This window comes from Salinilacustrithrix flava (assembly GCF_041228405.1).
Classification (GTDB): domain Bacteria; phylum Actinomycetota; class Acidimicrobiia; order Acidimicrobiales; family Salinilacustritrichaceae; genus Salinilacustrithrix; species Salinilacustrithrix flava.
Genome location: NZ_CP133888.1, coordinates 3,242,603 through 3,264,776, shown reverse-complemented (window position 1 = coordinate 3,264,776; position 22,174 = coordinate 3,242,603). Strand labels below are relative to the sequence as shown.

The following is a 22,174-nucleotide window of genomic DNA, read 5'->3' as shown; positions in this document are numbered from 1 at the left end:
CGGGGCCGAGGCTACCGTCGCCGCCGTGGGTGCCCCACCGGACCAGCCGTCGACCGAGCCCACCACGGGGGGTGCCGAGGGCCACTACTTCGCCGAGGCGCCGACCGCGCGCCGTCGGCCGGGCCACATCGTCGTGGACCTGCACGGCGACCGCTTCGAGCTGGCCACCGACTCGGCCACGTTCAGCCCCCGCCGGCTCGACCCCGGCACCGCGTTCCTGCTCGATGCCGCGCCGGCGCCGCCGCCCACCGGCACGTTCCTCGACCTCGGCTGCGGCTACGGCCCCATCGCCCTGGTCCTGGCCCGGGAGCGGCCCGACGCCCGCATCGTCGCCGTCGACGTCAACGAGCGCAGCCGGGAGCTGTGCACCCGCAACGCGGAGGCGCTCGGCTGCACCAACGTGGACGTCCGCGCCCCGGACGAGGTCGACCCGGCGCTGCGCTACGACCTGATCTGGTCGAACCCGCCGATCCGCATCGGCAAGGACGCGCTGCACGACCTGCTGCTCCGCTGGCTCGAGCGGCTCACCCCGGACGGCGAGGCCGTCCTGGTGATGGGACGGAACCTGGGCGCCGACTCCATGCAGCGCTGGCTGGGCGAGCAGGGGTTCCCCACCGAGCGCCTGGCCTCCAAGCGCGGCTATCGCCTGCTCCGGTCGCAGCGGGCCTAGACCCGCAGGGGGTCGACGGACAGGCGCAGCCGCCCCGACGGCCGGTGCACGGCGGCGAGCGAGTCGCACAGCACCTGGTGGTCGGGGGCCTTGACCCGCCACGCCCCGTCGACGGGACCCTGCACCTGCACCTCCGGCGGGGCCGACTCGACGAGCGCCGCCACGAACGCCTCCCCCGCCTGGTCGCCGACCTCGGCCAGCGCGATGTGCGGAGGGAACCCCAGCATCTCCCGGCGCTCGTCCTCGACCACGGCGACCCGCTCCGGATCGCCGAGCAGCGCGGCCCGGCACACCTCGTGCTCGGGTGCCCGGGTCTGGAGCAGCACGCGCCCGCCCTCCCCTCGACCGCCGACGATCCGGGCGGCTCGCGCGACCAGGCCGAGGGCCTGCTCGGCCGCCCGGTACCGGGGCGCGAACAGCTCCTGGTCCAGATCGAGGAACGCGACGACGTCGGCCCGGCCGACCTGGTGGAGCACGGCCTCGGTGCCGACGTAGAGGCGGGCGCTGTCGACCTCGGCGGCCGGGGTCTCCGCGGTGACGGCCACGACCCGCTCGCCGCTCAGGGCCTCCAGGTCCTCGACCACCCGGTTGACGCCCATGCGGATGACCTTGAGGTCGATGCTGCCGCACGTCGCGCAGATCACGGGTCGGGTCGTCCCGCAGCGCCGGCAGACGAGCTCGTCACCGGGCTTGGCGACCGCGGCGTGGCAGGCGTCGCAGCGCACGATCTCGCCGCACCCGGCGCAGCCGAGCAGTGCGGCCCGTCCCTTCTGGTTGAGCACGCAGAGCACCCGGGCGCCGCTGCGGACGACGTCGACGAGCTGGGGGGAGAACAGGGCGTTGCGGCCCGGAGGCTCCTCGGTGCGGTCCGCCACCACCGTCGCGGGCCAGCCGGCGCGCTCGGTGGCCCGGTCGGCGCGGACGAGGCGGGCGAACCGCAGCGCCTCGAGGGTGGGCATCGGTGAGGTGAGCACGCAGGGCACCCCCCGGCGCCGGGCGCGCTCGACGACGACGTCGCGGGCGTGCCAGGTCGGCGACCGCTCCTCCTGGTGCACCTCGTCGTGCTCGTCGAGGACGACGACGGCCGCCAGGTCCGGCACGGGGGCCCACGCTGCGGCCCGGGTCCCGATCACGGTGCAGCCGCCGGCCGCCGCCCGGGCCCACTCGTCCGGGTGGAGGGCGACGGGCACGCCGGCCCGGCGCAGCCGCACGGCCAGGTGCCGGGCCATCCGGTGCGACGGGCAGATCACCAGCGCGTCGCCGAGCGACGCGGCGCCCTGGGCGACGGCGGCCAGGTCGGCGGTGGGCGGGAGCCGCAGCACGGTCGGGCCGCCCGACAGCGCGTCGGCCAGGAGCGGGCCGACGACGGGGTCGGCCACCGCAGCGGCGGGGTGGGTGCGGGCCGGCCGGGCCGGGAGGCCGTCGACGTTGCGCTCGGGGGACGCGGTGCGCAGGAACGGCACCGGCGTCTTGGCCGCCCACCGCCACTGCGCCCACCGGGCCAGCTCGATCAGCTCCGCGCTCGGCCCGTGGCCGGACAGCTTGGCCAGCGGCTTCAGGGTCACGCCGGCGGGCGGGTCGACGTCGACCTCGGTCACCCAGGCGCCCACCCGGCGGGGGCCGAGCGCGATCCGCACCCGGGAGCCGACCCCCACCCGACCCACCCACGCCTCGGGCACCACGTAGTCGAAGGTCTTGGCGATGCCGGTCTGGTCGGGCAGGACGCGCACGACCGTCCCCGCCGGGGCGGGGTCCGGTTCGGTCGGTGGCTCCGGCTCGTCGCCGCCGAAGAGGGTGGGTTCGTCGGTGCTCAGCGGTGGTGCGGCGCCGGTCTAGAGACCGAGCGCCGACTTCACGTCGTCGACGCGGTCGGTGTTCTCCCACGGGAACTCGCCCTCGGCGCCGGTGCGGCCGAAGTGCCCGTAGGCGGCGGTCTTGCGGTAGATCGGCCGGCGCAGGTCGAGGTCCCGCAGGATCGCGCCGGGGCGCAGGTCGAACACGTCGCGCACGGCCTGCTCGATGGCGGCCGGGTCGACGTTCTCGGTGCCGAAGGTCTCCACCATGATCGACATCGGGTGGGCCACGCCGATGGCGTAGGCGACCTGGACCTCGCAGCGGGAGGCGGCGCCGGCGGCCACCAGGTTCTTGGCGACCCAACGGGTGGCGTAGGCCGCGGAGCGGTCGACCTTGGACGGGTCCTTGCCGGAGAATGCGCCGCCGCCGTGGCGGGCCCAGCCCCCGTAGGTGTCCACGATGATCTTGCGGCCGGTGAGGCCGCAGTCGGCGTGGGGGCCGCCGAGCTCGAACTTGCCGGTGGGGTTGACCAGCACCCGGAAGTCGTCGCCGGCGAAGGCCTCGGGCAGCGTCGGGCGGATGACGTGCTCGATCAGGTCGGGCTTGATGAGCGTCTCGGCGTCGTGGCCGGGTGCGTGCTGGGTCGAGATGAGCACCGTGTCGAGGGCCGCCGGGCGCCCGTCGCGGTAGTCGATGGTGACCTGGGTCTTGGAGTCGGGTCGCAGGTACGGGAGGATCCCGGCCTTGCGGACCTCGGCCAGGCGCTCGGCGAGGCGGTGGGCCAGGTGGATCGGCGTCGGCATCATCGCGTCGTTCTCGTCGCACGCGTAGCCGAACATCATCCCCTGGTCGCCGGCACCCTGGTCGTCGAGCTCGTCGTCGCGCTCGCCGGAGCGGGTCTCGAACGCCTTGTCCACGCCCTGGGCGATGTCGGGGCTCTGCGGGTCGATGGTGGTCATCACGCCGCACGTGTTGCCGTCGAAGCCCATCGACTCGCGGTCGTAGCCGATGCCGTTGATCGTCTTGCGGACGATGTCGGGGATCTCGACGTAGGCCGTCGTGGTGATCTCACCCGACACGATGGCCATGCCCGTGGTGACCATGGTCTCGCACGCGACGCGGGCCATGGGGTCCTCGGCGAGGATCGCGTCGAGGATGGCGTCGGAGATCTGGTCGGCCATCTTGTCGGGATGGCCCTCCGAGACGGACTCGGAGGTGAAGGTGAAGTCGTTCTTCATGACTGGCTCCCTGGATTCGGGGTGCGGAGGGTGGTGACGGCGTCGAGCACCGCCTTGGCGATCCGGCGCTTGTCGGCCCGGGCCACCTCGGTGGCGCCGGTGGCGGACAGCAGCACGACCTCGTTGGTGTCGTGCTCGAAGCCGGCGCCGGGGGCGGACACGTCGTTGGCGACGATGAGGTCGGCGCCCTTGGCCGACAGCTTGGCCTCGGCGTTGGCGCGCAGGTCGTCGGTCTCGGCGGCGAAGCCGACCAGCGTCTGGCCGGCGGGCTTGGCGGCGCCGAGCGCGGCGAGGATGTCGACGGTGGGCTCGAGGACGACCTCGGGGACGCCGCCGGCCTTCTTGATCTTGCGGTCGGCGGGGTCGACCGGCTTGAAGTCGGCGACGGCGGCGGCCATCACGACGACGTCGCACGTCGGGGACCGCTCGGCGACGGCGGCGTGCATCTCGTCGGCCGTGTCCACCCGCACGACCTCGACCCCGGCGGCCGGCGGGCGGTCGACGGTGGTGACGAGGGTGACCCGGGCGCCGCGGGAGGCGGCCTCCGCGGCGACGGCGTAGCCCTGCTTGCCCGACGAGCGGTTGCCGATGAAGCGGACCGGGTCGATGGGCTCGCGGGTGCCGCCGGCGGTGACGAGCACGGCGAGGCCGGCCAGGTCGGCGGCGGCGCTGGTGCCGGCCAGCACCTTCTCGGCGGCTTCGACGATGGTGGCCGGGTCGGCGAGCCGGCCGGCGCCGGAGTCGCCACCGGCCAGGCGACCCTCCTCAGGCGGCACGACGTGCACGCCCCGGGTGGCGAGCACCTCGAGGTTCTCCCGCACGGCCGGGTGCTCCCACATCTCGGTGTGCATGGCCGGGGCCAGCAGCACCGGCGCGGTGGTGGCGATGAGGGTGGCGCTCAGCAGGTCGGCCGACCGGCCGGTGCGCAGGTCCGAGATCACCCGGGCGGTGGCCGGGGCGACGATGACCAGGTCGGCGGTCTGGCCGAGGCGGGTGTGGGTGATCGGGCTGCCGTCCGCGCCGTGGTCGATCTCCCACAGCGACGTGCGGACCGCCTCGGATGCGAGCGTGGACAGCGTGGTCTCCCCGACGAAGTGTCGGGCGCCGTCGGTCATGATCGGTGTGACGTGCGCACCGGCGTCGACCAGGCGACGGCAGACCTCGACGGCCTTGTAGGCCGCGATCCCGCCGGTCACCCCGAGGACGATGCGCTTCCCGGCGAGCATGGGCGGGCCGCGCGCGGAGCGACTAGTCCTGTTCCTGGGCCGCAGCGATGCGGGCGGCGGCCTCGGCGGCCTCGGCCTCGCGCTTGGCGGCGAGCTCCTCGCCGTAGACCGGCAGGATCTTGTCGGCGGCGATCTCCTCGAAGGCGATCGAGAGCGGCTTGCGCACCACGGAGGGGACCTGCGGGGGGACCTGGGAGCCCAGGCCGCCGCTGCCCACGGCGTTGAAGTACGCGTTGATCTGGCGAGCCCGCGTCGAGCCCAGCGTGACGAGACGGAACTTGGAATCCGTGCGATCGAGGAGGTCCTCGATCCGCGGGTTCATCATCGTGTCGTGACGACCGGACATGTTGCCTCCGAGGGGTTGCCGAACGAGCCACGCTAGCAGCGGGCTGCGCCGGCGCAGGAAACCCTCAGCCCTCGCGGTGGGCGTCGATGAGGGCCTCGAGCTCGGCGACGGCGTCGTGGAGCACGTCGTTGACGATGTGGTGCATCCCCAGGCGACGGGCCGCCACCCGCTCCTCGTCGCCCTTGCGCATCCGGGCCTCGATGCGGTCGGGGCTGTCGCCGCGACCGGTGAGGCGCTGGCGCTGGGCCTCCCGATCGGGGGTGTCGACGAAGACGAGCAGGGCATCGGGATCCACGGCTCGGATGGCCTCGGCGCCGGCGACGTCGATCTCGAGGAGCACGTCGGTGCCCGGCGGCGGGTCCGGGACGGGGGTGCCCTGGCGGTAGTCGAGGAAGTCGACCCACTCCAGGAACCCGCCGGCCTCGATGTGGGCGTCGAAGGTCTCGCGGTCGGTGAAGACGTAGGCGTCCTCGGCCTCGCCCGCCCGGCGCTCGCGGGTGGTCCAGGACCGGCTCAGCCAGATCTCGGGGCGCCGGGTCAGGAGCTGGTCCACGATGGTGCCCTTGCCGACCCCACCCGGGCCGGACACGACGATGTTCAGGACCCGAACTCCTCGAGCAGCTTGCGCTTCTGCTGCTCGCCCAGGCCCCGCACGCGACGGGTCTCGGAGATCTCGAAGGCCTCCATGGTGCGGCGGGCCTTCACCTTGCCCACGCCGGGGAGCGACTCGAGCACGGCGAGGACCTTCATCTTGCCGATGGTCTCGTTGCCCGGGGCCTGCTCGAGCAGCTCGGACAGCAGGAGCGAGCCCATCTTCAGGCGTTCCTTCAGCTCGGCTCGGGCCCGGCGGGCCTCGGCGGCCTTGGCCAGCGCCGCCTGACGCTGCTCCGGGGTGAGAGAGGGGGGCTGGGGCATGGCGCGACCCTAGACGACACCCCCCGCTGCACCGCTCACGACAGGGCGTCGTCGACCACCGCTGCGGCGGCGCAGGCCGGGTCCTCGGCGTGGGTGATCGTGCGCCCGAGGACCAGCAGATCCACGCCCGCGGCCAGGGCCTCGCCCGGGGTCGCGGTCCGCCGTTGGTCGTGGGGATCGTCGCCGGTGGTGCGGATGCCCGTGGTGACCACGAAGATGTCGGGCACGATCGCCCGCACCTCGCCCACGTCGGCGACCGCGCAGACGAGCCCGTCGCACCCGGCCTCCGCCGCTGCCTCCACCCGCTTGGGAAGGATGTGGGGCGGGGCGGTGTCGTCGGAGGTCAGCACCGTCACGGCCAGGGCGCGGGGAACGGCGACGCCGGCGGACTCGGCGCCCTCGCGCAGGCCCTCGACACCGGCGCGGAGCATGTCGACGCCGCCGTGGGCGTGGAACGTCACGTGGGCGACGCCGAGGGAGCCCAGCACCCGCGCCGCCTTGCGCACCGTGGTCGGGATGTCGTGGAGCTTGAGGTCGACGAACACGTCGAGGCCGAGGCCCTGGAGGGTGCTGACGGCGGCGGGCCCGGCGCTGGAGAACAGCTCGAGGCCGACCTTGAGGGTGCCGAACCACGGTCCGAGCTCCCGGGCTCGCCGACCGGCCTCCACCAGGTCGTCGGTGTCGAGCGCCAGGCACAGCCGGGCCCGCACCTCCTCGGGTGCCTCGATCTGGATCTGTGTCAACGCCACGCCTCCCTCGTCCGGCGCCCAGCCTGCCATCCCTCCCGGATCGGCTGCGGCCACGGTGCAACGATGGGACATGGACGTTCGGCTCGCATCGCTGTCGGAGCGGCTCCGCAACAGCCTGTTCTTCATCCCGATGGCCTGGGTGGTCCTCGCGGTGCTGCTCGGCGTGGCCGCCGTCGAGCTCGACCAGCGGCTGGTCGAGGGCACGGCCGAGCTCCCCTTCGGCCTGTCGTCCACGGTCGACAGCGCCCGCGCCATCCTCGGCACGGTCGCGTCGGCGACCATCACCTTCGCCGGCATCGCCTTCTCCATCTCCCTGCTCGTGATCCAGCTGGCGTCGAGCCAGTACTCGCCTCGGGTCGTGCACGGCCTGCTGCGCGACCCCTTCACCAAGCAGGTCATGGGCGTCGTCATCGGCACGTTCACCTACTGCCTGGTCGTGCTGCGGGCCGTCCGGGGTCCCCTCGAGGACGACGGGACCCCGGTCATCCCGAGCATCTCGGTGGGGTTCGCGCTGCTCTTCGGCGTGATCTCGATCCTGGCCATCGTCGCCTTCATCAACCACAGCGCCCACTCCATGGACGTGTCCCGGATCCTCGCCCGGGCGACGTCGGACGGCATCGCTGCAGCCAAGGACCTGTGGGACGACGAGCCGCAGACCGGCAGCGACCCCGAGCAGGTACCCGAGGCCCCCGACGACCACCTCCTCGTCACCCACGTCAGCGATGGCTGGGTGCGCGACATCGACTACCGCGGCCTCGCCGCCAGCGGGCCGCCGGGGGGCACCGTGCGCGCCGAGATCGAGGTCGGGCGCTACGCCGTCGCCGGCACGCCCCTCTGCCGCATCTGGCCGCGTCCCGACGACGAGGACGAGTCGTGCTGGCGGGCCCGCCGGGCCGTCATCACCGGCGACAGCCGCACCGTCGAGCAGGACGTCGGCTACGCCATCCGCCAGCTGGCCGACGTGGCGCTGCGGGCGCTGTCACCCGGGATCAACGACCCCACCACCGCCCAGGACGCCATCTTCCACCTCGGCAGCGTCCTGCGCGAGCTGCTGGCACTGCACCCGCCCCGGCTCGCCACCCCGACGGAGGAGGACCGCCTCCTACTGCGCCCCGAGCGGCTCGGGCACCGGGACCTCATCGACGTCGCCTTCGACGAGGTGCGCCTGGCCGCCGTCGGGATGCCGACGGTCTGCATCTACCTGCTGGAGATGCTGCACCTGCTCGACCAGGCCGTCGACGGCGACGAACCGGTGCGGGACGCGCTCCGTCGCCAAGCCGCCCTCATCCGGGCCGGGGTCGACCGCGCCGACCTGGGGAGCCACGACACCGAACGCATCCGCGACGCCCACGACCGCCGGTTCGGCCCGCAGGTCTGACCCCACGTTCTGGAGCACCTGGACGACCACCAGCGGTGCAGCGACGTACCCCAGAACGGGATGGGGTGCGTCAGCGGGGGGTGGGCGGGCGGACCGCGCCGGTGAGGTCGGCGACCCGTGCGACGCCGATGCGTCCGGCGAGGGCGGTGAGCTCGGCGAGGACCTTCGCGACGGTCCGCGGGTCGGCGAAGGTGGCGGTGCCGACCTGCACGGCGGTGGCGCCGGCCCGGAGCATCTCGACCGCGTCCTCGCCCGTGGCGATGCCGCCGACCCCGATGACGGGCAGCTCCGGCAGGGCCCGGTGCACGTCGTGGACGATTCGCACCGCGACCGGGTGGATGGACGGGCCGGACACGCCGCCGCCCCGCTCCCCCGACCCCAGCCGGTAGGCGCCGCTGACCGGGTCGATGGCCATGCCGAGCAGCGTGTTCACGAGGGTGACGGCCTCGGCGCCGGCGGCGTGCACGGCGGCGGCGACCTCGGCCACCCGGCTGGTGTTGGGGCTGAGCTTGGCCCACCGGGGCAGCCCGGCTGCGGCCACGGCCTCGACGGTGGCCGCGCTCGCCTCGGGGTCGTGGGCGAGGAGCTCGCCCCCGGCCTCGGTGTTCGGGCACGACAGGTTGATCTCGACGGCGACGACCTCGCTGGGGCAGCCGGCGAGCTGCTCGGCGGCACGGCGGTAGTCGTCGATCGAACGTCCCCAGATGGAGGCGACCACCCGGGCGCCGGCATCGACCAGCCGCGGCAGCTGCTCGCGCCGCCACGCCTCGACGCCGGGCCCCTGCAGACCGACGGAGTTGATCATCCCGCCATGGGTGCCGTGCGTGCGAAGCGCCGGGTTGCCGTCCCACGGGTACGCGGCCAGCGACTTCACCACGACCGCGCCGAGCGAGGACAGGTCGACGTAGGCGCCGAGCTCGGTGCCGTGGCCGGCGGTGCCGGACGCGGTCATCACCGGGTTCGGCAGGGTCACCGACCCGATGGTCGTGGTGAGGTCTATGCCGCTCATGCGCGGATCCTCACGCGTGTCCCGAGCTGCGACCGTGCGCAGGGCGCCAGCCCGGAGCACGCCCCACCGGTGCGGGCGGCTCCGTGCAACGGGAGCCGTGGAGGAGCGCAGCGACGAACACGGCTCAAGACGAGTGGTACTCCTGCAGGGACATGACCCGGCCGGCGTGGGCGGCCCGGTCGCGGATGCCCTCGGCCGCGGCGACGGCGCCGGCGGCGGTCGTGAGCAGCGGCACCCGGTGGGTGGCGGCGGCCGAGCGGATGTAGTCGCCGTCCGCGCGCGGTCCCCGGCCCCGGGGGCAGTTCACGACGAGGTCGATCTTGCCGGCCTCGAGCAGGTCGACCGCGGTCGGTCCGGCGCCCTCGGCGTGCTGGCCGAGCTTGGCCACCCGGGTGGCCACGGGGATGCCGGTGGCCTCGAAGTGGTCGGCGGTGCCGTCGGTGGCCACGATCTCGAAGCCCATCTCGATGAAGCCCTTGGCCGCGACTGCCCCCTGGGGCTTGTCGCGGTCGGCCAGGGAGAAGAACACGGCCCCGGTCTCGGGCAACCGCTCCCCCGCGGCGACCTGCGACTTGGCGAAGGCCAGGCCGAAGGTGCGGTCGATGCCCATGACCTCGCCCGTGGAGCGCATCTCGGGGCCGAGCACCTGGTCGGCGTCGGGGAAGCGGTTGAAGGGCAGCACGGCTTCCTTCACCGCCACGTGGCGGCCCTGGCCCCGACGGTTCGGGATGACGGGGGTGGTGAGCATGCCCTCGTCGCGCAGCTCGGCGAGCGTGGCGCCGACCATGACGCGGGCGGCGCACTTCACCAGCGGCACGCCGGTGGCCTTGGCCACGAAGGGCACGGTGCGGCTGGCCCGGGGGTTGGCCTCGATCACGAAGACCTGGCCCTGGCGCACGGCGAACTGCACATTGAGCAGGCCGACCACGTCGAGGGCCTCGGCGAGGCGGCGGGTGTAGTCCTCGATCACCTCGACGGTCTCGTCGGCCAGCGAGTGCGGCGGGATCGAGCAGGCCGAGTCACCTGAGTGCACCCCGGCCTCCTCGACGTGCTCCATGACGCCACCGATGACGACCTCTCCGGTGCGGTCACGGATGGCGTCGACGTCGACCTCGGTGGCCTCCTCGAGGAAGCGGTCGACGAGGACGGGACGCTCGGCGGACAGGCCTCCCTCCTTGCCGAGGGAGCCGAACCCGGCCAGCTCGGCCATGGCTCGCACGAGGCCCTCGTCGTCGTAGACGATCTCCATGGCCCGACCGCCCAGCACGTAGCTGGGGCGGAGCAGGGCCGGGTAGCCGATGCGCTCGACGATGGCCCGGGCGCCGTCGAGGTCGGTGGCGGTGCCGCCGGCGGGCTGGGGGATGTCGAGCCGGTCGCAGAGCTGGTTCCAGAGGTCGCGGTCCTCGGCCAGATCGATCGAGGCCGGGCTCGTGCCGAGCACGGTGCCCTCGGGCAGGACCCCCGCGAGCTTGAGCGGGGTCTGGCCGCCGAGGCCGACGATGACCCCGACCAGGTTGCCGGAGGCCATCTCGGCCTCGACCACGTTCAGGGCGTCCTCGGTGGTGAGCGGCTCGAAGTAGAGCCGGGTGGAGGTGTCGTAGTCGGTGGACACCGTCTCGGGGTTGCAGTTGACCATCACGGTGTCGTAGCCGGCGTCGCGCAGGGCGAAGCTGGCGTGCACGCAGCAGTAGTCGAACTCGATGCCCTGGCCGATGCGGTTGGGCCCGGAGCCGAGGATGATGACCCGGGGCTTGCCGGTGTCGACGACCTCGTCGGTGTCCTCCCAGGTCGAGTAGTGGTACGGCGTCGCCGCCTCGAACTCGGCTGCGCACGTGTCGACGGTCTTGTAGGTGGGCACCAGGCCGTCGGCGATCCGGCGGGCCCGGACCTCGGCCTCGTCCACGCCCCAGAGGTAGGCGAGCTGGGCGTCGCCGAAGCCGAGGCGCTTGGCCCGGCGCAGCTCCCGCGTGGTGATGTCGGTGAACCCGACCTCGGCCAGGTGGGCGCGCTCCTCCACGATGCGGGAGATCTGGTCGAGGAACCACGGGTCGACCTTGGTCGCGTCGGCGACCTCCTCGACGCTCATCCCCCGGCGCAGGCACGCCTCGAGCTGGTAGGGCCGATCCGGGGTGCCGATGCAGGCCTGGGCCAGCAGCTCGGCGTCGGAGAGGTCGTCCATCTGGGTCTCGCCCGGGTCGCAGTTCAGGCCCATGCGGCCCTGCTCCAGCGAGCGCATGGCCTTCTGCATCGACTCGGGGAAGGTCCGCCCGATGGCCATGGCCTCGCCCACCGACTGCATCGACGTGCCGAGCGCGTCGCCCTGGCCGGGGAACTTCTCGAACGCCCAGCGGGGCACCTTGGTCACCACGTAGTCGATGACCGGCTCGAAGCTGGCCGGCGTGGCCTTGGTGATGTCGTTGGGGATCTCGTCGAGCGTGTAGCCGACCGCGAGCTTGGCTGCCATCTTGGCGATCGGGAACCCGGTGGCCTTCGACGCCAGCGCGCTCGAGCGGGACACGCGAGGGTTCATCTCGATGATCACCATCTCCCCGTCCTCGGGGTTGATGGCGAACTGGACGTTCGAGCCGCCGGTCTCGACGCCGACCCGGCGGATGCAGGCGAAGGCGGCGTCGCGCATCAGCTGGTACTCGATGTCCGAGAGCGTCTGGGCCGGCGCCACCGTGATCGAGTCGCCGGTGTGGACACCCATGGGGTCGAGGTTCTCGATCGAGCAGATGATCACGCAGTTGTCCGCGCGGTCGCGCATGACCTCGAGCTCGTACTCCTTCCACCCCTTGATGGAGGTCTCGATCAGGATCTCGCTGATCGGGCTCGAGTCGAGGCCGAACTTGGCCATCCGCCGGAACTCCTCGGGCGTGGACGCGATGCCGGTGCCCTTGCCGCCGAGGATGTAGGCGGGCCGGATCACCACGGGCAGGCCGATGGACTGCACCACGGCCTCCGCCTCCTCGAGGGTGTGGGCGGTCGCCGACTCGGGTGCGCCGAGGCCGATGCCGGCCATGGCCTGCTTGAACTTCTCGCGGTCCTCGGCGGTTGCGATGGCCTCGGCGTTGGCCCCGATCATCTCGGGCGTGCCGGGCACCCCGATGATGCCGGCCTCGAACAGCTCCATGGCCAGGTTGAGGCCGGTCTGGCCGCCGAGGGTCGGCAGGACCGCGTCGGGCTTCTCCTGCTCGATGATGCGCCTGGCGTGCTCGAGGTCGAGGGGCTCCACGTAGGTGGCGTCCGCGAAGTCCGGGTCCGTCATGATCGTGGCCGGGTTCGAGTTCTGCAGGATCACCCGGTAGCCCTCCTCGCGGAGGACCTTGCAGGCCTGGGTGCCGGAGTAGTCGAACTCGCAGGCCTGGCCGATGACGATCGGGCCGGAGCCGATCAGCATGATCGACTCGATGTCGGTGCGCTTGGGCACTACTGCTGCTCCATCTTGTGCTTGAAGTCCTCGAAGAGGTGGCGGGCGTCGTGGGGGCCGGGGCCGGCCTCCGGGTGGTGCTGGACGGACCAGGCGTTGGCGTCGAGCAGGCGCATGCCCTCGCAGACCCCGTCGTTGAGGTTCACGTGCGTCATCTCGGCGATGCCCCCGAGGCTGTCGGGGTCGACGGCGAAGTTGTGGTTCTGGCTGGTGATGTCGATGCGCCCGGACGTGACGTCGCGCACCGGGTGGTTGCCGCCGTGGTGGCCGAAGGGCAGCTTCACGGTCCGGGCACCGGCGGCGAGGCCGAGCACCTGGTGGCCGAGGCAGATGCCGAACAGCGGGCGGTCGTCCTCCAGCAGGTGGCGGATCTCCGCGGCGGCGTAGTCGACGACCTCGGGGTCGCCGGGGCCGTTGGAGAGGAAGATGCCGTCGGGATCGACCGACCGGAGGTCATCCGCGCTGGCCGAGGCCGGGAAGACCTCGACGGTGGCGAACTCGCCGAGCTGCTCGAGGATCGACACCTTGATGCCGAAGTCGTAGGCGGCGACCCGCAGCGGACCGTCGCCGTAGGTGTACCGCTCGGGCGTGGTGACCTGGGCGACGAGGTCGACCCCGTGGGTGCCGGGCTCGGCCGCGGCGGCAGCCTTCAGCGTGGCCTCGTCGACCAGGTCGAGGGGACCGAACGCGCCGGGGATGGCACCGGTGTCGCGGATGATGCGGGTGAGGCGGCGGGTGTCGATGCCGCCGATGCCGGGCACCCCGTGGCGCTCGAGGAAGGCGGGCAGGTCACCGTCGCTGCGCCAGCTGCTGCGTCGGCGGGCGAGGTCGCGGACGATCACGCCCCGGCAGAAGGGCCGGCGGCTCTCGTCGTCCTCGGCGGCCACGCCGTAGTTGCCGATGTGGGGGTAGGTGAAGGTGACGATCTGGCCGGCGTAGGAGGGGTCGGTGATGATCTCCTGGTAGCCGGTGAGGGCGGTGTTGAACACGACCTCGCCGGTGGCCACGCCCCCGGCGGGCTCGGCACCGAACCACTCGCCCTCGAAGGTGGAGCCGTCGGCCAGGACCAGGGCGGCGTCCCTGATCCGCGCGCCGGCGCTCATCGGGTCACCTCCCCGCTGCGGAGCACCGGTTCACCCTCGAGCAGGGTGTGGCGCACCCGCCCGCGCAGACGACGTCCGGCGTAGGGGGTGTTGCGGCTGCGGCTGTGCATGGTGTCGGCGTCCACCGTCCACTCCTCTTCTGGGTCGAACACGCAGAGGTTCGCCCTGCGTCCCTCGATGATGGGGCCTCCGTGGCGGTCCTCCACCCCGAGCAGCTGTGCCGGTCGCCACGAGAGCAGGGCCACGACCTCCTCGAGGTCCAGGTCGAGCTCGGTGAGCGCCAGGCCGAGCGCCGTCTCGAGGCCGAGCATGCCAGGCGGGGCCTCGTCGAAGGGCTGCTCCTTGGCATCGGGCGTGTGGGGTGCGTGGTCGGTGGCGATGCAGTCGATCGTGCCGTCGGCCAGACCGGCCCGGACCGCGGCCACGTCGTCGGCGGTGCGCAGCGGCGGGTTCACCTTGAACACGGCGTCGTAGGTGGCGCAGCACTCGTCGGTGAGGGTGAAGTGGTGCGTGGTGGCCTCGCACGTCAGGTCCATCCCGCCGTCCTTGGCCGCCCGCACCATCGCCACGGAGCCCTCGGTGGAGAGGTGCTGGAAGTGGATGCGAGCACCGGTGAGGCGGGCCAGCGCGATGTCGCGCATGACCATCAGCTCCTCGGCCTCGGCGGGCTGGCCGGCGATGCCGAGTCGGCTGGACCACTCCCCCTCGTGCATGTGGCCGCCGCCGGCCATGGCGTCGTCCTCGCAGTGCTGGGCCAGCACCACGTCCAGCGCCGAGGCGTACTCCATGGCCCGTCGCATCAGCCGGGTGTCCTGCACGCCGGTGCCGTCGTCGGTGAAGAACCGCACGCCCAGCTTGGCCATCTCGGCGATGGGGGCCAGCTGTTCGCCGGCCCGGCCGACCGTGATGGCACCGGAGGTGCGCACGTCGCACGGGGCGGAGCGCCCGAGCTCGAGCACCTCGCGCACGACGGCGGCGGAGTCGATCGCCGGCGTGGTGTTGGGCATGGCCAGGATGCAGGTGTACCCGCCCGCCGCGGCGCCGCGAGCGCCGGTCTCGATCGTCTCGGCCTCCTCCTTGCCGGGCTCGCGGAGGTGGGTGTGGACGTCGACGAAGCCGGGGCTGACCACGCACCCACCGGCGTCGAGCACCTCCGGGGCGTCGAGGTCGGGGCCGACGGCGAGGATCGATCCGTCGTCGCCGACGACCACGTCGCCGGAGCGGACGCCGGTGGCGTCGACGAGGCGGCCGCCCTTGATCACGAGGGTTGGCTGGGGCATCTAGACGGCCTCCGGGACAGCGACTTCGGGGGGCAGGAGCTCGGATCCGGATCCGAGCAGCAGGAACAGGACCGCCATGCGCACCGACACGCCGTTGCGCACCTGGTCGATGATCACCGAGCGGACCTCGTCGGCGACGTCGGGGTCGACCTCGACGCCGCGGTTGATGGGGCCGGGGTGCATGACGAGGGCGTCGTCCTGGAGCAGGCGGGCCCGCTCCCGGGTCAGCCCGTAGGTGGCGGTGTACTCGCGCAGCGAGGGCAGCAGCGCCTCGGTCATCCGCTCGCGCTGCATGCGCAGCAGGTACACGGCGTCGACGGTGGGCAGCACCGAGTCGATGTCGTGGCTGACCCGCACCGGGTAGGTGCCGATGGCCGGCGGCAGCAGCGTCGGCGGGGCGACGACGGTGACCGTGGCGCCGAGCTTGGTGAAGGCCCAGATGTCGGACCGGGCCACGCGGCTGTGCTTGACGTCGCCGACGATGGCGATGTGCATGCCGTCGAGGGAGCCCCGCTGCTGGCGGATCGTGTAGCAGTCGAGCAGGGCCTGGGTCGGGTGCTCGTGCCAGCCGTCACCGGCGTTGACCACGGCGGCGTCGACCCACCGGGTGAGCTGCCATGGCACGCCGGAGGACTTGTGGCGAACGACGACGCAGTCGATGCCCATGGCCTCGATGGTCTGGGCGGTGTCGCGCAGGGACTCGCCCTTCTTCACCGACGACGTCGACACCGAGAAGTTCATGGTGTCGGCCGAGAGGCGCTTGGCCGCGGTCTCGAAGCTCAGCCGGGTGCGGGTCGAGTCCTCGTAGAAGAGGCTGACCACGGTCTTGCCGCGCAGGGCCGGCACCTTGGGGATGGGGCGGGCCGAGACCTCGGCGAAGTGGTCGGTGAGGTCGAGCAGGCGCTCGATGTCGCCCCGCTCGAGGTCGCTGATGCTGAGCAAATCCGTCATTTCACGACCTCGCCGAGGTCGACGCCGTCGTCGTGGACGTCGACCGCCTCGTCCTTGCGGGTGGGCAGGTTCTTGCCCACGTAGTCGGGTCGGATCGGCAGCTCCCGGTGGCCACGGTCGACCATGACCGCCAGCTGGATGGCGCGGGGCCGGCCGAAGGAGGTGATGGCGTCGAGGGCGGCCCGGATGGTGCGTCCGGTGAAGAGCACGTCGTCGACGAGCACGACGACCGCGCCGTCGAGGTGGAACGGCACGTCGGTGACCGCCTCGGGCAGCACCGGGCGCAGGCCGATGTCGTCGCGGTGGAAGGCCACGTCGAGCTTGCCGACGGGGACGTCGACCCCCTCGATCTCCAGCAGCGCCTCCTGGAGGCGCTCGGCCAGCGGCACGCCGCCGGTCTGGAGCCCGATCAGCACGACGTCGTCGATGCCGCCGTTGGCCTCGATGATCTCGTGGGCCATGCGCCAGGTGGCCCGGCGCAGGTCGTCCGCGTCCATCACCTGGGTCCGGGCAACGAAAACGCCCCCGAAGGGGCGTGTGAGACGTCGTTCGCGTTCCGCCATGTGGCGTTCCTTCCTGTCCGTCCGGGCCTCACGGGACCCGCTTCACGGTCAGGAGGTCAACGTAGCACCGCCGTCGTGGCCGACCAGATCGCCATCCCGCCCGAGCTCCCGAGCCGGTCCCATCCCAACCGGTCGAACAGCGCCCCGGCCGCGGTGTTGGCCGGGTCCGTGCGGGCCCACAGCTGGTCGAGGGCGAGCCCGGCGGGGTCGAGCGCCCACGCCGCGACCGCCTCGACCGCCCGGCGGGCGACCCCGGTGCGGCGGTGCGGTGCGGCGACCCACACGCCCAGCTCGGCCCGGGCCGGGTCCGTGGTGAACGACGACAGGCCCACCTCGCCGGCGACGCCGGGCACGATCACCAGGTCGAGGGCGAGGCGATGCTCCCAGCGCTGCTCGGCGCCGGCGATCCAGGCGGCGGCGTCGAGATGGTCGGGCGGCGGGTTCCAGCGGGCGATGTCCGGGTCGGCCCAGGCCGCCTCGAGGGCCGGCGCGTCTTCGGGGCGCCAGTGGCGCAGGCCCTCAGGTGGGGTCGGGAGCACCGGGCACCTGCAGGCGCCGGAGCACGGCGGCGATGCCCGCCGCGCTGCGCATCTGCACGGCGTGCCAGCCGGCGTCGAGGGCGCCGACCACGTTCTCGTGGCGGTCGTCGATGAACAGCAGCCGCTCGGGGGCGACGCCGAGCACCTCGTCGGCCACGTGCTCGAACGAGGCGACGTCGGGCTTCATGAGCCCGATGAGCGACGAGTTGCAGATGTCGTGGAACAGCTCGTGGATGCCCATGGTGCCCATGTCGACCTCGAGCTTGGTGGTGGCGTTGGAGAACACCGCCACCCGCTGGCCGGCGTCGCGCAGGGCCGACACGATGGCGACGACCTCGTCGTCGATGCGCCACTCGGTCTCGAGCCACATCTGGCGGCCGGCGTCGGCGTCGACGCCGTCGTGGGCCTCGGCGAGGCGCCGGCCGATCTCGGCCGCCCACTCCTCGGCGGTGAGCCGACCGCACATGGCGTCGCTGTACAGGGGCTCGGAGAAGGCGATGGATCCGACCGCATCGGGCGGCAGGTCGTGCGCGTCCTGGAACGCACCGATCGCCTGGGCCGTCCAGTGGCGGATCACGCCGTCCATGTCGAAGACCACGACCTCGATCGGCATCCACGGTCGATCGCCGTCGCGGACCTCCTCGGCCACGCGGGCGAGGATGCCGTTCACGAACTTCGGGGTGTCGTCGGTGCTGCCGTAGCGGCCGCCGAGCTCCACCGCCTCGGACAGGCACACGCCGGGCGGGACGTCGAGCTGGGTGGCCAGCTCCAGCACGCCGAGGCGCAGCACCATGCGGTCCATGGCGGCCATGCGCTTCACCGGCCAGCGGTTGGCGTAGCGGTCCAGGACGTGGTCGATCTCGGTCTGGTGGTCGGCGACGCCGAAGGCCAGCTCGAGCGCGTAGGCATCGGGCCGGATGGGGAGGCCGGCGACCACGTCCTCGGGGTGCACGGACTTGGAGTCGGCCTCGTAGAGGAGCTCGACGGCGCGCTCGCGCGCCTCCCGGCGGGTGCTGGACAGGCTCACGCTCGGGACTGGTACTGGCCGGTGCGGGTGTCGATCTTCAGCTTCTCGCCCGTGTTGATGAACAGCGGGACCTGCACGACGTAGCCGGTCTCGAGGGTCGCGGGCTTCGTGCCGCCGGTGCTGCGGTCGCCCTGCAGTCCCGGCTCGGTCTCGGCCACGGTGAGCTCCACCGACGGGGGCAGCTCGACGCCGACGATCTCGTCGCCGTACATCATGAGCTGGGCCGTGGCCTGCTCGACGAGGTAGTTGGTGGCGTCACCGAGGTTGCTCGGCGCGACCTCGATCTGGTCGTAGGTCTCCTGGTCCATGAAGACGTAGTTCGACCCGTCGTTGTAGAGGTACTGGTACTCCGAGCGGTCGATCTTGGCCTGCTCGACCTTCTCCCCCGCCCGGAACGTCCTGTCGATGTTGGCGCCGGTGCGCACGTTCTTCAGCGTGGTGCGCACGAAGGCGCCGCCCTTGCCCGGCTTCACGTGCTGGAAGTCCTGGACCTGCACGAGACCCTCCGGCAGGTCGAGGCACATGCCGTTCTTGAGGTCGTTCGTGGAGACGGTCGCCATGGCGACATGGTGTGCCGCCGGGGGCGGACCTGCCAAATGGTCGGCCGGGGCTACGGCGCCGGGTCGTAGGGCGAGGCGGTGAGGTGCCGGCACCCGGCGGCGGTGACCACGACCGAGTCCTCGATGCGGACGCCACCGTGCTCGGGCAGGTACACGCCCGGTTCGACCGTGACGCAGTGGCCCGGGGCGAGCAGCGCGGTGGACTCGGGACTCAACCGGGGCTCCTCGTGGATGACCAGGCCGATGCCGTGGCCCGTGCCGTGCACGAAGGCGTCGGACCAGCCGGCCTCGTCGATCACGGCCCGGCACGCCTGGTCCACCGCGACCGCCGGCACGCCGGCGCGGACGGCGGCGACCCCGGCCGCCTGCGACGCCCGCACGACCTCCAGCATCCGGGCCTGCGTCGCCGAGGGCTCCCCCACCACGAAGGTGCGGGTCATGTCCGAGTGGTAGCCGTCGCAGAGGGCACCGAAGTCGATCACGACCAGCTCACCCTCCCCGGTGGCGCCGATCACCCGGTCGGAGGGCCGGGCGTGGGGGCGGGCCCCGTTGGGCCCGCTGGCGACGATGGTCTCGAACGACGGGCCGTCGGCGCCGTGGTCGAGCATGGCCGACTCGAGCGCCCGGGCGAGCTCGCGCTCGGTGGGCTGCTCCCGCAGCAGGTGGCGGACGTCGGCGAGGGCGGCATCGGCGATCTCTGCGGCGCGCTGGAGCCGGTCGACCTCACCGTCGTCCTTGACGGCCCGCAGGCCGAGCACCAGGCCCTCCGTCGGCACGAGCGTGGACGACAGCGCCTGCGCCCACTGCTGCTGGATCGACCACGTGACGTGGTCCGCTTCGAGGCCGAGCCGGTCCGTGCCGTCGAGCACGGTCGCCAGGCGGGCCGCGGTGTCGCGGGTGACCTCGACCTCGGCGGTGACGCCGGCGGCGGCGAGCTGGTCGACGGCCTGCTCCTGGTAGCGGCCGTCGGTGACGAGCACGAGGTCGCGCGGGCGGACGACGAGGACGCCGGCGGAGCCGGTGAAGCCGGTGAGCCAGCGGACGTTCGTGAGGTCGGTGACGACGAGGGCGTCGCACCCGGCCTCGTCGAGCGCGGCCCGGACGCGCCCGGCGCGGGCGGCGACGTCGAGCGGGGCCAGGGCCGCCGCCGGGCTCACCGCACGTCCCCCAGCGCGGCCCGGGCGATCTCGGGATCGACGCCCGTCACGATCTCCACGCCGTCCTCGCCGTCGAGGGCGAACGTGAGGCCGTCGAGCGCCTTCTTGTCCCGTCCCATGAGCGAGAGGAGCTTGTCGTCGTCGAGGCCCTCGGGCACGCGGTCGGGCAGCTCGTAGCGGGCCACGATGTCGTGGTGCAGGGCGACGCGCTCGTCGGAGATCCGACCGAGGCGGCGGGCGAGGGCGGCGGCGTAGAGCAGGCCGACCGCGACGGCCTCGCCGTGGCGCAGGTCGTACTCGCCGGCGGTCTCGATGGCGTGGGCCAGCGTGTGGCCGTAGTTGAGGATCGCCCGCAGCCCGCCCTCGCGCTCGTCGGCGGCGACGATGGCCGCCTTGATGCGGATGCACTGGGCCACCTGCTCCTCGAGGTCGAGGTCGTCGAGGCCCTCACCGCCGGGGAGGAACCGGTACTTGGCCAGCTCGCCGTAGCCGCCCCGCAGCTCCCGGGCCGGCAGGGTGTCGAGGGCCTCCAGGTCGCACACGACCGCCGAGGGCTGCCAGAACGCCCCCACGAGGTTCTTGCCCTCGGGCAGGTTCACGCCGGTCTTGCCGCCGATGGCCGCATCGACCATCCCGAGCAGCGTCGTGGCGACGTGCACGACCGGCACGCCCCGGTGGTAGGAGGCCGCGGCGAAGCCGGCGACGTCGGTGACCATCCCGCCGCCGATGGCCACCACGCAGTCGGCACGGGTGAGGCCCCACGTGGCCCACTGCCGGCACAGGTACTCGACGGTCCGCAGCGTCTTGGCGTCCTCGCCGGCCTCGATGTGGAACACCCGGTGCTCGACCCCGGGGTCCGCGGTCATGCCGATGCCCCGCTGGGTCACGACGGCCACCCGGCCGGTGCCCTCCGGCAGCAGCGCGGGCAGCTCCCGCCGTGCCCCGCGACCGACGATCGCCGGGTAGGAGCGGCCAGGGACCGGGACCTCGACGGTGATCATCGGCGCCTCACCGGGTCTGGACGTAGGCGTCGTGGTTGCGCACCAGCTCGGTCAGGGAGTCGCCGCCGAACTTGCGCACCGCCTCGGTGGCGAGCACCAGGGCGACCATCGTCTCGGCGACCACGCCCATGGCGGGCACCGCGGTGACGTCGGTGCGCTCCTTGAAGCTCACCGTCTCCTCCTTGGTCCGCACGTCGACGGTCTTGAGCGTGGGGCGGTTCAACGAGGCCAGCGGCTTCATGGCGGCGCGGGCCACCAGCAGCTCGCCGGTGGTGATGCCGCCCTCCACGCCGCCGGCGCGGGTGCCCTCGCGCACGTAGTCGCCCCGGCCGTCCCGGGCGTCGGGCGCCCAGCCGATGGGGTCGTGGGCGTCGCTGCCGCGGAGGCCGGCGACCTCGAAGCCGTCGCCGATCTCCACGCCCTTGATGGCCTGGATGCTCATGAGGGCCTGGGCCAGGGCGGCGTCGATCTTGCGGTCCCAGTGCACGTGGCTCCCGAGCCCGACCGGCACGCCGTAGGCGAGGACCTCGGCCACGCCCCCGAGGCTGTCGCCCTCCTTGGCGGCGGCCTTGATCTCCTCGACCATGGCGGCGCTGGCGGCGGGGTCGAAGCAGCGGACCTCGTCCTCGTCGACGGCGCCGAGGTCGGCGGGCGCGGGCCGGATGCCGGCACCGGCCCGGGCCTGGCCCATCTGGATGACGTGGCTCAGCACCGAGATGCCGAGGTGCGACAGCAGCGCCTTGGCCAGCGTGCCGGCCGCGACCCGGGCCGCCGTCTCCCGAGCGGAGGCCCGCTCGAGGACGTCCCGGGCGTCGTCGAAGCCGTACTTCTGCATGCCGGCCAGGTCGGCGTGGCCGGGCCGGGGCTGGGTCGCCGGGTTCTTGGTGGCGCCGGGTGCGGGCGACATCTCCTCGTGCCACTTGTCGCTGCGGGTCCACTCCGTGTTGGCGATCTCGATGGCGACCGGCGACCCGAGGGTGCGGCCGTGGCGGACGCCGCCGACGAGGGTGACCTCGTCCTGCTCGAAGCGCATGCGGGGGCCGCGGCCGTAGCCGAGGCGGCGGCGGGCCAGCTCGCCCTGCACCTCCTCCACCTCGATGGGCAGGCCGGCGGGGAGCCCCTCGACGATCACGACGAGGGCGGCCCCGTGCGATTCACCGGCGGTCAGGTAGCGCAGCACGGCCGGGAGCGTAGAGCCGGTGCCGGCCGGGGCACGAAGCACATGGTGCTCGGGCCCG

21 protein-coding genes are annotated in these 22,174 nt (G+C 73.1%); 2 read left to right on the top strand and 19 right to left on the bottom strand.

From position 1 onward, the window contains the following. The first annotated feature begins 25 nt into the window (after positions 1-25). The gene (locus tag RGQ06_RS16010; protein WP_432429470.1) at positions 26-670 is read left to right on the top strand and encodes a class I SAM-dependent methyltransferase; all 645 of its coding nucleotides are present in this window, start codon (positions 26-28) and stop codon (positions 668-670) included. On the opposite strand, the gene RGQ06_RS16005 is transcribed toward RGQ06_RS16010, so the two are convergent. The 7 genes from RGQ06_RS16005 to pyrF form a co-directional block, all read right to left on the bottom strand. After that, the gene (locus RGQ06_RS16005) at positions 667-2,400 is read right to left on the bottom strand and encodes a hypothetical protein (protein ID WP_432429471.1); all 1,734 of its coding nucleotides are present in this window, start codon (positions 2,398-2,400) and stop codon (positions 667-669) included. The two genes, RGQ06_RS16010 and RGQ06_RS16005, sit on opposite strands and share 4 nt — an antisense overlap. Before the next feature lie 102 nt (positions 2,401-2,502). After that, positions 2,503-3,702, bottom strand: a complete 1,200-nt coding sequence (gene metK / locus RGQ06_RS16000; protein WP_432429472.1) for a methionine adenosyltransferase — start codon at positions 3,700-3,702, stop codon at positions 2,503-2,505. After that, positions 3,699-4,928, bottom strand: a complete 1,230-nt coding sequence (gene coaBC, locus RGQ06_RS15995) for a bifunctional phosphopantothenoylcysteine decarboxylase/phosphopantothenate--cysteine ligase CoaBC (protein WP_432429473.1) — start codon at positions 4,926-4,928, stop codon at positions 3,699-3,701. Before coaBC ends, metK begins: the two co-directional genes overlap by 4 nt. A gap of 22 nt (positions 4,929-4,950) precedes the next feature. Then, the gene (gene rpoZ, locus RGQ06_RS15990) at positions 4,951-5,274 is read right to left on the bottom strand and encodes a DNA-directed RNA polymerase subunit omega (RefSeq protein ID WP_432429474.1); all 324 of its coding nucleotides are present in this window, start codon (positions 5,272-5,274) and stop codon (positions 4,951-4,953) included. A gap of 64 nt (positions 5,275-5,338) precedes the next feature. Then, a complete protein-coding gene (locus RGQ06_RS15985) occupies positions 5,339-5,863 on the bottom strand; it encodes a guanylate kinase (protein ID WP_432429475.1) in 525 nt (174 codons plus the stop codon). 8 nt (positions 5,864-5,871) lie between these two features. Further along, positions 5,872-6,189 (bottom strand): integration host factor, actinobacterial type, encoded by a 318-nt coding sequence (mihF, locus tag RGQ06_RS15980; protein WP_432429476.1) that lies wholly within the window; start codon positions 6,187-6,189, stop codon positions 5,872-5,874. Between the two features lie 35 nt (positions 6,190-6,224). Continuing rightward, positions 6,225-6,938, bottom strand: a complete 714-nt coding sequence (gene pyrF, locus RGQ06_RS15975) for an orotidine-5'-phosphate decarboxylase (RefSeq protein ID WP_432429477.1) — start codon at positions 6,936-6,938, stop codon at positions 6,225-6,227. A 70-nt stretch (positions 6,939-7,008) separates the two neighbouring features. Here pyrF and RGQ06_RS15970 point away from each other — a divergent pair, with 70 nt between their 5' ends. Beyond that, positions 7,009-8,316 carry a DUF2254 domain-containing protein gene (locus RGQ06_RS15970; RefSeq protein WP_432429478.1) on the top strand — a complete coding sequence of 436 codons (1,308 nt, stop codon included), beginning with the start codon at positions 7,009-7,011 and terminating at the stop codon, positions 8,314-8,316. A gap of 70 nt (positions 8,317-8,386) precedes the next feature. Here the strand turns inward: RGQ06_RS15970 and RGQ06_RS15965 are convergent, their stop codons facing one another. From RGQ06_RS15965 to aroC, 12 genes are all read right to left on the bottom strand, one after another. Next, on the bottom strand, positions 8,387-9,325 hold the full coding sequence (locus RGQ06_RS15965; protein WP_432429479.1) for a dihydroorotate dehydrogenase: 939 nt from the start codon (positions 9,323-9,325) through the stop codon (positions 8,387-8,389). A 124-nt stretch (positions 9,326-9,449) separates the two neighbouring features. Next, positions 9,450-12,755: a carbamoyl-phosphate synthase large subunit gene (gene carB, locus RGQ06_RS15960; protein ID WP_432429480.1), complete on the bottom strand. Its 3,306-nt coding sequence runs from the start codon at positions 12,753-12,755 to the stop codon at positions 9,450-9,452. Continuing rightward, the gene (gene carA, locus RGQ06_RS15955) at positions 12,755-13,858 is read right to left on the bottom strand and encodes a glutamine-hydrolyzing carbamoyl-phosphate synthase small subunit (RefSeq protein WP_432429481.1); all 1,104 of its coding nucleotides are present in this window, start codon (positions 13,856-13,858) and stop codon (positions 12,755-12,757) included. Before carA ends, carB begins: the two co-directional genes overlap by 1 nt. Next, a complete protein-coding gene (locus tag RGQ06_RS15950) occupies positions 13,855-15,138 on the bottom strand; it encodes a dihydroorotase (protein WP_432429482.1) in 1,284 nt (427 codons plus the stop codon). The genes carA and RGQ06_RS15950 overlap by 4 nt, the downstream gene beginning before the upstream one ends. Next, positions 15,139-16,089 (bottom strand): aspartate carbamoyltransferase catalytic subunit, encoded by a 951-nt coding sequence (locus tag RGQ06_RS15945; RefSeq protein ID WP_432429483.1) that lies wholly within the window; start codon positions 16,087-16,089, stop codon positions 15,139-15,141. Next, complete coding sequence (gene pyrR / locus RGQ06_RS15940; RefSeq protein ID WP_432429484.1) at positions 16,086-16,586, bottom strand: bifunctional pyr operon transcriptional regulator/uracil phosphoribosyltransferase PyrR; 501 nt, start codon at positions 16,584-16,586, stop codon at positions 16,086-16,088. Before pyrR ends, RGQ06_RS15945 begins: the two co-directional genes overlap by 4 nt. A 122-nt stretch (positions 16,587-16,708) precedes the next feature. Further along, positions 16,709-17,191: a GNAT family N-acetyltransferase gene (locus RGQ06_RS15935; protein WP_432429485.1), complete on the bottom strand. Its 483-nt coding sequence runs from the start codon at positions 17,189-17,191 to the stop codon at positions 16,709-16,711. Then, entirely contained in the window at positions 17,172-18,218 is a 1,047-nt protein-coding gene (gene nusB / locus RGQ06_RS15930; RefSeq protein ID WP_432429486.1) for a transcription antitermination factor NusB, read from the bottom strand. The genes RGQ06_RS15935 and nusB overlap by 20 nt, the downstream gene beginning before the upstream one ends. After that, positions 18,215-18,778, bottom strand: coding sequence for an elongation factor P (efp, locus tag RGQ06_RS15925; protein WP_432429487.1), 564 nt, complete (start codon positions 18,776-18,778; stop codon positions 18,215-18,217). Before efp ends, nusB begins: the two co-directional genes overlap by 4 nt. Positions 18,779-18,828: 50 nt before the next feature. Next, positions 18,829-19,935, bottom strand: a complete 1,107-nt coding sequence (locus RGQ06_RS15920) for a M24 family metallopeptidase (RefSeq protein WP_432429488.1) — start codon at positions 19,933-19,935, stop codon at positions 18,829-18,831. Further along, positions 19,932-20,936, bottom strand: coding sequence for a 3-dehydroquinate synthase family protein (locus RGQ06_RS15915; protein WP_432429489.1), 1,005 nt, complete (start codon positions 20,934-20,936; stop codon positions 19,932-19,934). The genes RGQ06_RS15920 and RGQ06_RS15915 overlap by 4 nt, the downstream gene beginning before the upstream one ends. A gap of 7 nt (positions 20,937-20,943) precedes the next feature. After that, a complete protein-coding gene (aroC, locus tag RGQ06_RS15910; protein ID WP_432429490.1) occupies positions 20,944-22,116 on the bottom strand; it encodes a chorismate synthase in 1,173 nt (390 codons plus the stop codon). Between the last annotated feature and the right edge of the window lie 58 nt (positions 22,117-22,174).